The organism is Rickettsia endosymbiont of Thecocarcelia acutangulata, from assembly GCF_964263195.1.
Lineage (GTDB): Bacteria > Pseudomonadota > Alphaproteobacteria > Rickettsiales > Rickettsiaceae > Rickettsia > Rickettsia felis.
Genome location: NZ_OZ181652.1, coordinates 344,820 through 357,742, shown reverse-complemented (window position 1 = coordinate 357,742; position 12,923 = coordinate 344,820). Strand labels below are relative to the sequence as shown.

Genomic DNA, 12,923 nt, shown 5'->3' with positions numbered 1-12,923 from the left:
ATTTATATATATAAATAACTTTATATGTAGCTATGAAAAATATTATTAGACATCTTTCCAAACCAGCTTATAGAGAGGAATTTAAAGGAGATACTTCACCTCGCACCGCAGCGTATATAAACATACGTGAGGATGCGAGTACTGGATCGACGTCTAAATTACCTCTAGAAGCGAAGTTTGGGAAAATGTCTATTACTTTTATTAGTTTATTGATTTTTAGCAATATTTGCTTTGCCTCCGAGCCGTTACCTTGGCAAGTAACGTTCCAGCCTCCGGCAAGTCCGATTATGGAGGAATTACATCATTTTCATAATTTTCTGCTTTATATCTCAACAGCTATTGTTTTATTCGTTGCCGGATTACTTGGCTTTGTATGTATCAGATTTAATGCAAAAAATAATCCAGTACCGGCAAAATTTTCACATAATGTTTTAATAGAAATAATTTGGACTGTAATCCCTATTATAATTTTAGTTATTATTGCAGTGCCGTCTTTTAGAATATTGCGTCATGCCGAGAAAATACCCGAAACGGATTTAACTATTAAAGTAGTAGGTTATCAATGGTATTGGCATTATATATATCCTGATCATGATAATTTAGAATTTGATAGCGTAATGATCTCTGATGAGAATTTAAAACCTGACCAAAAAAGATTATTAGACGTTGATAATCGGATTGTTATACCTGAAAATGCTACCGTAAGGTTTCTCATTACCGCAGGTGACGTAATACATAGTTTTGCCGTTCCGTCACTTGGGTTTAAAATAGATGCAGTGCCTGGAAGAATTAATGAAACATGGACAAGAGTTGCCAAGAAAGGTGTATATTACGGACAATGCTCAGAGCTTTGCGGCATCAATCACGGCTTCATGCCGATTGCTATAGAAGTAGTAAGCAAAGAGGATTTCGACAATTGGATTGCAAGCAAGAACAAGACGGCCATGAATGGCAAGAATCCAAAATTGGCGGCTAACTAATTATATGATAATGAGTGAGGAAGAATATAGAAATCAACCGGATGTGATTAATGATCCTGAATGGAGCAAGGCTTTTTATTACACTTTGTATGTAGGTAATTGTGCAGATTATGATGAGGGAATGACTTATATTGAAGAAAAATTAAGCAATCCCGAAGAGTTATCACAGGCTGCAACATGTCAGGCTTTAGGTATTTTAGTACGTAGATTTTATAATATTAAAGAAAATTTAATATTACCTTTATTGTTTGAAAATTTGAAAAGTACCAATGAAAAAATTTTAAATGTAACTTTGGAAACGTTAGGCGACATTGCCCATGATGTACCAAGATTAAAAAGAAAAATTTGTTTAGCACATTTTAAAAATGGTTTTGATTATTTTACTGAAAAAAAATTAAAAATATTTACCGATAAGGGTTTAATCCATTATTTAAATAATGAAGAAGAAAAAAAAGAGTTTATTTTAAGCTTCTGTCAAAACTCTTTAAATTATCAGGAAACTTTAGAAGTTTGTTTATATTTTCTTAAAAAAAATGAAAGCGAGAAAATAAATATAGTAGCTTTTGACGGACTTGCTTATATATTATTTAGGTTCAGAAAAATAGATTTTAAGGCTGTTTTACCATTTATTAAAAGATTTTCAAAATATTCTATAACGGGATGTGAAAATATATATGCTGAGTCGCTTTTGGAGGATATAGCAATTATGATATCAAAATTGCGAAAGAAAGTAATTTCTCTTTTAAAAAAATCTCCTGTATTTTTTCTAGTTTTGTGGTTTGTAAATTATATAATAGCTAAAAATAAACCAAAAGATCAAATAAAACTCGAGAAAATACTAAAATTACACTTAAATAATCTTAAAAGAAAAAAACTTAAGTATAACTTTGATTTTTAAGCTTGATTAAAAACTTAACACAACCAGAATAATAATTATGGATATAACTACTACCGAAATTTATCACGATGACCACCACACTCCGCACGGTTGGAGGCGGTGGCTTTTTTCTACCAATCATAAAGATATCGGCATTATGTATATCATATTTGCCGTTTTTGCCGGAATTGTCGGAGGGTTATTTTCTATTCTCTTTAGGTTAGAGCTTGCAATGCCCGGCGGCATTTTCTTAAATCATGATTTCCAGCTATATAATGTGCTTATCACGGCACATGCGATTATTATGGTATTCTTTATGATTATGCCGGCTTTGTTCAGTGGTTTTGGTAACTATTTCGTACCTCTGTTAATAGGGGCTCCCGATATGGCATTTCCACGCCTTAACAATATCAGTTTTTGGCTATTAGTTCCTGCTTTCATCCTGCTTATGGGTTCTGCTTTTGTTGACGGCGGACCTGGAACGGGCTGGACGCTCTACCCTCCTTTAAGTAATTTGAGCGGTCACCCGGGAGCAGCCGTTGATATGGCTATTTTCAGCTTACATTTAACCGGTCTATCGTCAATCCTCGGATCAATTAACTTAATTGTTACTATCTTTAATATGAGAGCTCCGGGCATGGGGCTTTTCAAGATGCCGTTATTTGTTTGGTCTATATTAGTAACTGCATTCCTTATAATCTTAGCCATGCCGGTACTTGGCGGAACTATAACTATGCTGCTTACCGACCGTAACTTTGGAACTAATTTCTTTAAACCGGACGGCGGCGGTGATCCTGTATTATTTCAGCATCTATTTTGGTTTTTCGGTCATCCTGAAGTATATATCGTAATACTTCCGGGCTTTGGTATAGTTAGCCAGGTTATCTCAACTTTTTCACGCAAACCTATATTCGGCTATCAAGGAATGGTCGGAGCTATGGTAATAATCGGATTCGTCGGGTTTATCGTATGGGCTCACCATATGTTTACTGTTGGTCTTTCTTATAATGCACTTATATATTTCACTGCCGGAACAATGATTATAGCAGTTCCGACGGGCATTAAAATATTTAGTTGGATAGCAACTATGTGGGGTGGCTCGATTACATTCCCAACTCCTATGCTATTTTCAATAGGATTTATTATATTATTCACGATTGGCGGCGTAACCGGCATAATCCTATCAAATTCGGCACTTGATAGGGTACTGCACGATACTTACTATGTTGTGGCACATTTCCATTATACAATGTCGCTCGGTGCTTTATTTACGGCATTTGCAGGGTTTTATTACTGGTTCGGCAAAATATCCGGTAAACAATATCCGGAAATTTTAGGCAAAATTCATTTTTGGATTACATTTATTGGTGTTAATTTAACTTTCTTCCCACAGCACTTTTTAGGGCTTGCGGGTATGCCAAGAAGAATACCGGACTACCCTGAAGCTTTTGCCGGCTGGAATATGGTTTCGTCGATAGGAGCAGGTATCTCTATGGCGGCTGCTCTTTATTTTGTATTTATCGTTTTCTATACACTAAAATACGGAAAAGATTGTCCAAATAATCCTTGGGGTGAGGGTGCTGATACGCTTGAGTGGACACTTACCTCACCACCGCCGTTCCATACTTTTGAAACACCACCGCATATTGAGGGGTAATAGTGGCTTTGCTGTGCGGATGCCCAGTCGTCATTGCGAGGAGTTGCGTTAGCAACGACGCGGCAATCTCATAAGATAATTTAAAAAACTCCTGAGATTGCCACGCCAGCATAAATGCTGGCTCGCAATGACGGGACTTTTATAAACAACATAGCTGACAGAAAAATAATAAAACGATAACAAAATGAAAAAGAAACCGATAATAGGTGTTACACCTGATTTAGCTCAAAATTGTGAAAAATATAGTTACGCTGCTTTTCCATGGTACGCCTTGCGAAGAAACTATACCTATGCAATTATTGCAGCCGGTGGTGTACCTCTATTATTACCTTATCAAACTGATACAATAAATCAGCTTATGGAACTTGTTGACGGTGTTGTAATTCCAGGCGGTGATGAGGACATACATCCTAAATTTTATGAGCCGGAATACGCCGAAGATGTAGTAATTTCTAATGAAGAACGTGATAATTTTGAGATATTAGTTTTAAAGAAAGCATTAGAGAGAGATATTCCGGTTTTAGGAATATGCCGAGGTATGCAGTTATTAAACGTTATTTTTAAGGGTACGCTTATTAAACATATTCCTTATTATATTGAAACTGTAATTAATCATACACAACCTTCGCCTAAAAACATAGTTTCACATGCAATTAATATAGAAGCAAGTACTAAACTTGCTAAAATAGCTAATAATCAGCTACAAACTATGGTTAATTCGACTCATCACCAAGCTGCTAAACAACTCGGTAACGATCTTATAATATCTGCAAAAGCAGAAGACGGAATAATCGAAGCCATTGAATCAACGAAACATAAATTCGTTATCGGCGTTCAATGGCATCCTGAATATCTTAACGATAATGGAGTAGATTTAGAATTATTTAAAGAACTCGTAAAAGTTAGTAAGTAAATATTAGTTTTCAATATAATTAGATGGACATATTACAAACGCTTTATTATATTCATATCCAAGCGGCCAACAACATACGGAATTTTTAGAGCGTTCACATACGAAAGTAGAACCTCTACCATTGTCTCCCAGTTGATACTGACCATAAATTACAGGTCCACATTGTTCTTGCTAAGCAATTGAATATTTTACTCGATTATCTTGCACATCCCATTGTTGTAAACAGCCACCAATAATACAATTCATTTCAGCCGCAAATAGTTTAACCAATTTTTGTATTATCAAATCTTCTTGTTGTTCTACTTGTATATTATCATAATAAGCTATATGTGAGTTTAAATTATTAGCATAAGCTCATGCTGTTATAGAGACTATAATAATAAATAATATAATAAAAATTTTCATATGATACCTTATTTATAAAATTTAAATTAATATATTTTAAGATACTTAATAAGAAACTAATAATCAAATATTATTTATTGTACTATATTATCGTTTTAAATAAGATTTGTTTCAGACCTTGGATCTGCTATATTATCGTAAAAAACATTATTTATGACTGCTGATTATTCTTTTTTGAAAAGTTTTGCTGAGTATATCATTGATAAATTAGAGAAAGGTACAGAAGTTCACATAATATTGCCTAATAATTTCTCATGCCTAGAATTAAAGAAAATTTTAACCGATAAATATAAAATTAAATTACCTATAACTATTCCTTTTAATTCTCTTATTTCAAAAAAAACCGATTCGGATTATGTATCTAAAATAGAAGAACTTCTTATTATATCAAAAATAATTACCGAATATAAAGACTTACAATTCAATAAAAATGAATCATTAAAAGCTGCAGAAATTCTAAGAAAATTGTTTAATGATCTTATAATCAATAATATCGATATAAAATTAATTGAAGTCTATAACAATTCTAACTATTGGCAAAAGATTTATAAATTTCTAGAATATTGCTTTTTAAGGTGGCAAGAAGAAATATCGTTTACTCAAAAACAAACTAAAGCAGTTTATAAGCTAAAGTTATTACAAGAAGCAATAATAAGGATAAAGAATAGGAATAAGAAAGTAATACTTGCCGGAATATTCAAACCTAATGTTTTTTTTAAAAGATTTGAGGAAGACTTAAAGGACTACATAGTTCACTATCACCCTGTCTCAAAGCAGATTAGCGATGGTATATCTTATTATGAACCTAATGACATTTATGAAGAGGCTAAACAAATAGCTTATATATGTAGCCGTAATAAAGATAAACGGATTGCAATCATTACAAATAATAATAAACTTAAAAGAGTATATTGCAATTTTTTAGACAGATACGAAGATCTACTAGGTAATGACTTAAGGCTTACTAATATAGGTGAATTACTAACTTCCATTATTAAAATATTATGTAATAATTTTGATTTAAAACTCCTATTTTTATTACTTAAAAATCCTTTAATTAACTGCTCTGCTACACAAAAATTAGAAGTAATGCTATCTAATAAAAAGCGTTTTATATCCTCGCCTAAATATTTATTGCAATTACAATTTGATAACGAGGATACAAAAGAATATTGCCGTAACTTAATAGATATTTTATTTACCGATAACCCGCATAATATACTAGATATTCTGACCTTAACTAAAGAAATAGCTGAAAAACTTTTACCTACTATTTGGGAAAAAGAAGGAGGAGCAGAACTAGTTGAATTTTTAACAAATTTAACTGCATATAGCAAATATATAAATTCAATGGATAAAAAGGATTTTCCTAAAATTTTTTCTTTTTTACTCTCTAATATCAAATATTATAAAAATACTGACTCTGCCAATATTATTATAGCACCACCGGAAGATTTAGCATTATGTACATTCGACTTAATTATATTACCGCATTTTAATAATGAAAACTGGACACATACCGCTAAATCTCACCCATGGCTTAGCAAGAAAGCTTTGCAGATACTAAATATAGATTACAATGAAACCGCCTCTACTCTATATTCAGATTACTTCAATTTATTTCTACAAAATAAACAAGTAATTATACTAAACGCTAAAAAATATGATGGTAAGTTGTCAGTGCCGAGTAATTTATTTTTGAAATTACAGGATGTCATTCCTGCGGAAGCAGGAATCCACCTAGACATGGATTCCCGCCTACACGGGAATGACATAAGGAAAGATGACATAGGGGACAATTTCACAGCACATAGCCACTCTTTCCCAAACATCTTATCAGTAACCGACATAGAAACATTAATAAGAAACCCATACGGGTTTTATGCTAAGAAAATCCTTGGACTACGTAAAAAAGATAATATATGGGAAGAACCTAAAATATCGGATTTCGGTAATTTTATTCATAAAGTTTTAGAGGAATATTCTAAAAATTACGACAAACAATTTATTAATTTAAATTTGCTTGATAAACAAAATGCTTTAATAAATATCGGCAATCATATTTTATATGGCACTATTTTACCAAACTACACAAAAAAAACTTGGCAAATAAAACTCACGGCTTTCAGCAAAGCTTTTATTTTATTTGATATAGAACGCCGAAAAAACTGCAAAGAAATCTATTTTGAAACTAAAGGGGAATTACGACTAAATATTGCAGGTCAAGATATAAAAATAATCGGTATAGCTGACCGAATTGAAATAAGTAAATCAAATAATATAACTATACTGGATTATAAAACCGGTACTATCCCAACTAAAAAAGAAATAGAACTAGGACTCTCTCCGCAACTTATTATAGAAAGTTTAATGTTGCTAGAAAACGGATTCCTGGAATGTAATTCTATATCCCTCTTATGTCATTCCCAACCTCTTTTATGTTATTCCCGCGAAAGCGGGAATCCAATCACCATTGCCTATGTAAAAATAACCAGTACCGAACCTTATGTGCAAACAACAGAAATAGCTTTAAGCATCGAGACTTTAAATAGACATAAAGCAGGACTCATAAAATTACTTGAATATTACGTTACAAATAAGTCCTTTTCTTATGATTTGAATTTATCAAAATATAATGATTATTTGCATTTGAGTCGATAGAGTTAATTATAACAGCCGTCATTGCGAGGAAATTGCATAGCAATTGACGAAGCAGTCTCGTGCCGAAGTCCTGAGATTGCCACGCTCCCTACGGTCGCTCGCAATGACGAAGTGGTAGTCAAGACACGGGGGTAACATAACATTTACAATCCCATCACTAACTTAAATCCTTTATTCTTCCCCATGATAATCTTACTATCCGTATTATAAATAATCGGATCGTTAATTTTTTCATGACCGAATCTATTTGTTTTAAATACCGGAATATTTAAATTATCTGCAAAATTACGAAGCACTAACATTGTGGCGTCAAGATCTTTACCAAATGAACCAAATATTATAGCCTTAACATCCTCAAGTAATCCTGCTTGCTTTAAGTGTAAAAGCTCACGATCTAATCTAAAAGGAGCTACATTCACATCTTCTAAAAAAAGAATTTTTCCTTTAGTCTTTATTTGCCAACTGGTTCCTATACTAGTCTGCACCATAGTTAAATTACCGCCGGTTAGTTTACCGTTAACAAGATCACTTGATTTTGCTATATCGTTAAGCGGACTCAAATTATCTATAGTAACCTGCTTTACCTTACCTTTTAATATTTCAGCAAGCTTGGTAAAATTACTTTGATCTTTATCAGTTTTTAATAAGTCGGCTATATTACTGCCGTGAATAGTTTTCCATCCCCATTCTTGTGATAGAAAAAGATGTAACGCCGTTATATCGCTATATCCTATAAAGAATTTCTCTTTATTTGGTTTTGATAGCTTTAGTAAATCGGGAATTATTCTAGCAGAACCGTAACCGCCTCGTAAACTCCATACTACATTATCAGACTCATCAAATAATATATCCCGCAGGCAATTAAATCTTACTTCATCGCTACTTGCAAGAAAGGGTAGCTTACCTTTAGCAAAACACTTAGAAAGAATTTGTAAATTTAATCCATTAATATTTTTTAAATCCGATAAGGTCTTATTATCAGCACCTGTTGCCGGAGCAACAACAGTAATAGGGATATTTTTTAGGTTAGTAGCAGCAGAAAAAGCTGATATTGAAAAGAATAATATTATTAGTAAAGATAAGTTTTTAAGAATCATGAATATAATTGATAGGTATTTGAGAATCCTGTTATATGAATCAGTAAACCCTACTATGTCATGCCGTGACTTGACCACGGCATCTAGTCTTTATTTTATTTTTTCTAGATACCGTGGATAAACCACGGTATAAAAGAGGAAAGAATTAGATTCCCGCTTTTAGCTAGGAATGACATAAGAAACGAGAACAATATTGAAGATAACAATAATGCTATACAACTACTTAAACTGTATAGTCACAATCAAATAAATGTGAAACATTAGAAATTTCCATTTCTTCAATATGTAACTGTTTATCAGTTAAAGCTCCATAATTTTCATATATTGTTACAAAATCAGGGATTACTTTACCCATATTTTGTGCAGTAGAATCAACTACATCAAAATCTTTTTTAGAATGTAACAAATCATGTGCTAATTTCAGAGCCATTTCTTTCGCTATAGATGCACTATCTGTACTCTTAAGTTTTTTGAAATTATATTCCAATTCTCCTGTATTTCCTTTATCTAATAGCTCTATAAATTTCTTAACTTCAATTTTTTTACCATTAGTAAGCGTCACTTCAGATTCTAGTAATTGTGATATAACCTCAGCAGTTGAAGCAGTAGCACTGTTATACGCTTCTTCCTGTACCTCGCTTTGCGTACTTGGTTCTATTTTACTATCAAAAGAAACATATGGATTTGTTATACCATTTTCTACAAAAAACTTTTTTGTTGAAACACCGTTCCATGTTGCAGGATATATATCTACGACATCTTGAAGTGCAGTACCCACACATCCATCAACATTAATCGTTGTTCCCTTAGTGCATTGCATAAATGCTAATACCCCATCAGGATCTAACTTTGAGAAATGATCTTTAAATTCAGCAGTTACATTATTTTCTTTAGTGCTACGTTCTGCTTCTGCTACAGCCTTTTCTACTAACTCAGCTTGTATATTTGGTTCTATTTTACTATCAAAAGAAACATATGGATTTGTTATACCTTTTCTATAAAAAACTTTTGTGTTGAAACACCGTTCCATGTTGCAGGATACTTCATATCTACGACATCTCGAAGTGCAGTACCCACACATCCATCAACATCAATTCCTGACTGCTTAGCAGTATTCATAAATAATACTACGCCATCCAAATCTAATTCTGAAAAATACTTTTTAAATTCAGCAGTTACATCACTTATTTTAATACTATGTTTTGCTTCTGCTAAAGCCTTTTCTACTAATTCTTCTTGACTGATTTGTTGTGTCGGTACAATAATATTATACTTCTTAATATTAACATCAAGTGCATTTTTGGTACTAGCATCCAATTAGATACTAAGCTATTATACTGAGCCGGATTATTTTTAGCTTCTAAAATATTCAATATTTGTTTAAATTCCTCGATTGTTTTTTCGCGTTTTTCCCTGTCACCTAAAAGCCAAGCCCATTTAAAATTTTCAGTTAACCCATCATATCTTGGAAATTCAACATATGCAGTTTCACGATCATATGTAATTTTACTTCCGTTGAGTTTATTAATTCTGTCGATCTGGTCTTTACATTTATCTACTTGAGAATCATTATCATTTTATCATTACGAACTTTTTTAAATTCTTTATCTACTTTTCCTAAGAATCCACCTCTTGGCATAATCTCCTCCTTAATTCATATTGTTAATTAGTTTCCATATCATACTTATATATTACTATATGTCAAAACAAAACACTAATGGAAAATTAACTTTTTACTATATCACAAGCATGTAAGTCACGCTTAAAGTACAAGTTACTATTCTTATTTAAGATTACCCTATAAATCTGAACATTTTCAAGTACTCTTTGAACATAATCTCTTGTTTCTCTAAATGGTATAAGTTCTATCCAGTCAATAATTTTTCTTGTATCTTTTATATCCCTTGGATCACCGAATCTATCAATCCATTTTACTACGTTATGACTTCCGGCATTATAAGAAGAGATAGATAGAATATAAGAACCTCTATGATCATCTAATAGTTTTTTGAAATGATGCGAACCGAGTTTAATATTATATACTGGATTCCTAGTTAAATCTGCTACATTACATTTCATATTTATAGATTTTGCGGTATCACAAGCAGTACCCTTAATAAGCTGCATGAGTCCCATGGCATTTGCATAACTCACGGCCTTATGGTCAAAGACTGATTCTTGTCTAATTATTCCGTAAGTTAAATGAGAATCAATAGGCAAACCTGCTAGATTATAGGGAGTCGGGAAAGCACAATCTGGAATAAAAGCATTATTTTGAGCAGCAATCTTTGCTACATCCACTATATAATGGGTATTATTACATCCTTTAATAATATTCACGATTATTTGAATTTCTGCAGGATTTGTAGTATTTTTAATCGCTGCTTTGGAATATATCATGGCTAAGTGGTTTTTATTGTATTTAACCAGTAATCTTATTGCCTTAATAATCTCTTTATTTTCTATATTTTTTCTTTCTTCAGAAGTTACCACGGGAGCAGGCGGTAAAACCAGTTTTGTCCTATTTAATTCAATATTTGCTACCTGCCCATAAAAGGTAAAAGAATATTTAGCTGCCTGCTCGTAAAATTTTCTAGCCGTTTGCTTATCGCCTTTTGCTTCATAAGTACGACCGAGCCAATAAAATCCACGTGCCAAACTAATCGGGGTTTTAACAACTTTGATAAACTTATTAAAATGTACTAACGCTTGATCAGGCTTTTTTAAAAAGCTTAAAGAAAGCCAGCCCGCAAGCCACTCCTGCTCTCTTATAGTTTCAGGGCAGGTAGCAAAGGGCATCGTTGCCATTCTATAGCTATTAGCAAAATCCTTGTAATCGATGAATTCACGAGCATAATAGGATTGAATACGACACCATTTAGCAAAATGTTTACGGTTATTTTTAGCTTTCTTAAACAAAGTAATAACTTCCTTTGTCGGCTTTTGCATTTTTTTAAAATCTAAATAACGATATAATAAACCGGAACTATAGTATTTTTCAGGAACATTTTTAAAAAGCTTTTCAGCATTTGGCGATTTACCTATAATCGCAATTTGGACTTTAAAAGAATTACGGTAACCTTGATCTACATATTTTAGTGACTGCTCGGCAGATCTAATATCATTTTTCCATAAATGTTCTTCTATTCGCACTAAATGATCATTTGCAGTTAAATATTTATGCCACTTATTGTAATATACATTTTCTTCTTCAGGAGTGAAATTGGCATATACCCAAGCCTCTTTAATAATAGGTAGTAATATCTTCTGATCTTTAATTAAACTACTTGCAGCTGCCGCATAAAATTTATAACCTTTGCCGGTAATAGGAGGATGTTTACTAAACCAATCAAAAATTACTTTTTTATTTGTATTATTATTTAGATATTCTTCCGCTCTTTCTTCAAGCAGCTTGTTTTGAGGCCAATCCGGGTTATTGCGTAAAAATCTTATTACATGTTCAAAACTATTATCTGAATATTTATTATCTAAATATTTCTGAGAAAGTACAATTTTTGTTAAAGCTTTACTATTTATCTCTAGAGCTAAATCTTCAGCTTGTGACCAATTTTTTTGATCGATATAGGTAAAAACTTGCTTAACATTATCTACAGAATCAGAATTTACCTCAGTTGTCATCCCGTAGCTTGACCACGGATTCCAGTTCAAAGCTAATAAAAATATAGAAGTTAATAATTTTATTGTGATTTTCATAAGTTTTATGATCTGTTGCATGGATACCAAAACCGTCATTGCGAGGAGATGCATAGCATCGACGTGGCAATCTCAAGAATTTTATATTACCTCTTGAGATTGCCACGCTCCCTACGGTCGCTCGCAATGACGATTAGGGCAATACCCACTCGCAATGACGTTTTTAGAACTCTTAAACACCCGTAGAGCCGAAGCCGCCGCTACCACGCATCGTTTCCGTAAGGCTACTACTTTCTTCCCATAATATGCGTTCGTACTTAGAAATTATCATCTGAGCAATTCGCATCCCTTTTTCTATAACGAAATCTTCTTTACCGAGATTAATAAGAATCACCTTTATTTCGCCTCGATAATCTGCATCAATAGTACCGGGTGAATTAGCAACCTTAATACCGTGTTTAACGGCAAGACCCGAACGAGGTCTTATCTGTGCTTCAAATGAGTCAGGTAATGCTATAGCGATACCTGTTGGAATTAGCTGTATTTCACCTGCTTTTATTGTTATAGGTTGCTCATTTGCGGCTATTAAATCCATCCCCGCACTATGCTCTGTAGCATATTCCGGCAAACTACCTGAAAAATTTTCTAATTTCTTAATTTTAACTTGCGTTATAGTCAT

9 protein-coding genes and 1 pseudogene are annotated in these 12,923 nt (G+C 32.8%); 5 read left to right on the top strand and 5 right to left on the bottom strand.

The window, feature by feature from the left end:
• Positions 1–32: 32 nt before the first annotated feature.
• The 5 genes from coxB (at position 33) to ACE38Q_RS01935 (ending at position 7,493) form a co-directional block, all read left to right on the top strand.
• A complete protein-coding gene (gene coxB, locus ACE38Q_RS01955; protein ID WP_500189895.1) occupies positions 33–980 on the top strand; it encodes a cytochrome c oxidase subunit II in 948 nt (315 codons plus the stop codon).
• The gene (locus ACE38Q_RS01950; protein WP_500189894.1) at positions 949–1,878 is read left to right on the top strand and encodes a hypothetical protein; all 930 of its coding nucleotides are present in this window, start codon (positions 949–951) and stop codon (positions 1,876–1,878) included. The genes coxB and ACE38Q_RS01950 overlap by 32 nt, the downstream gene beginning before the upstream one ends.
• Before the next feature lie 37 nt (positions 1,879–1,915).
• Complete coding sequence (gene ctaD, locus ACE38Q_RS01945; protein ID WP_500189893.1) at positions 1,916–3,514, top strand: cytochrome c oxidase subunit I; 1,599 nt, start codon at positions 1,916–1,918, stop codon at positions 3,512–3,514.
• Between the two features lie 184 nt (positions 3,515–3,698).
• Complete coding sequence (locus ACE38Q_RS01940; RefSeq protein ID WP_500189892.1) at positions 3,699–4,427, top strand: gamma-glutamyl-gamma-aminobutyrate hydrolase family protein; 729 nt, start codon at positions 3,699–3,701, stop codon at positions 4,425–4,427.
• Positions 4,428–4,985: 558 nt separating this feature from the next.
• A complete protein-coding gene (locus tag ACE38Q_RS01935) occupies positions 4,986–7,493 on the top strand; it encodes a PD-(D/E)XK nuclease family protein (RefSeq protein WP_500189891.1) in 2,508 nt (835 codons plus the stop codon).
• A 143-nt stretch (positions 7,494–7,636) separates the two neighbouring features.
• On the opposite strand, the gene ACE38Q_RS01930 is transcribed toward ACE38Q_RS01935, so the two are convergent.
• From ACE38Q_RS01930 to dut, 5 genes and pseudogenes are all read right to left on the bottom strand, one after another.
• Positions 7,637–8,590: an LD-carboxypeptidase gene (locus ACE38Q_RS01930; protein WP_500189890.1), complete on the bottom strand. Its 954-nt coding sequence runs from the start codon at positions 8,588–8,590 to the stop codon at positions 7,637–7,639.
• 586 nt (positions 8,591–9,176) lie between these two features.
• A pseudogene (locus ACE38Q_RS01925) lies at positions 9,177–9,530 on the bottom strand (hypothetical protein); the annotation flags it as partial.
• Positions 9,531–9,574: 44 nt separating this feature from the next.
• Complete coding sequence (locus tag ACE38Q_RS01920; RefSeq protein ID WP_500189889.1) at positions 9,575–9,907, bottom strand: hypothetical protein; 333 nt, start codon at positions 9,905–9,907, stop codon at positions 9,575–9,577.
• Between the two features lie 408 nt (positions 9,908–10,315).
• Complete coding sequence (locus tag ACE38Q_RS01915) at positions 10,316–12,304, bottom strand: lytic transglycosylase domain-containing protein (protein ID WP_500191203.1); 1,989 nt, start codon at positions 12,302–12,304, stop codon at positions 10,316–10,318.
• A 172-nt stretch (positions 12,305–12,476) separates the two neighbouring features.
• Positions 12,477–12,923, bottom strand: coding sequence for a dUTP diphosphatase (gene dut, locus ACE38Q_RS01910; protein ID WP_500189888.1), 447 nt, complete (start codon positions 12,921–12,923; stop codon positions 12,477–12,479).

Excerpts from the sequence above, each read along its gene's own strand:
- coxB (WP_500189895.1), top strand. The coding sequence starts at position 33 with ATGAAAAATATTATTAGACATCTTTCCAAACCAGCTTATAGAGAGGAA.
- ACE38Q_RS01950 (WP_500189894.1), top strand. The coding sequence starts at position 949 with ATGGCAAGAATCCAAAATTGGCGGCTAACTAATTATATGATAATGAGT.
- ctaD (WP_500189893.1), top strand. The coding sequence starts at position 1,916 with ATGGATATAACTACTACCGAAATTTATCACGATGACCACCACACTCCG.
- ACE38Q_RS01940 (WP_500189892.1), top strand. The coding sequence starts at position 3,699 with ATGAAAAAGAAACCGATAATAGGTGTTACACCTGATTTAGCTCAAAAT.
- ACE38Q_RS01935 (WP_500189891.1), top strand. The coding sequence starts at position 4,986 with ATGACTGCTGATTATTCTTTTTTGAAAAGTTTTGCTGAGTATATCATT.
- ACE38Q_RS01930 (WP_500189890.1), bottom strand. The coding sequence starts at position 8,590 with ATGATTCTTAAAAACTTATCTTTACTAATAATATTATTCTTTTCAATA.
- ACE38Q_RS01915 (WP_500191203.1), bottom strand. The coding sequence starts at position 12,304 with ATGAAAATCACAATAAAATTATTAACTTCTATATTTTTATTAGCTTTG.
- dut (WP_500189888.1), bottom strand. The coding sequence starts at position 12,923 with ATGACTATAACGCAAGTTAAAATTAAGAAATTAGAAAATTTTTCAGGT.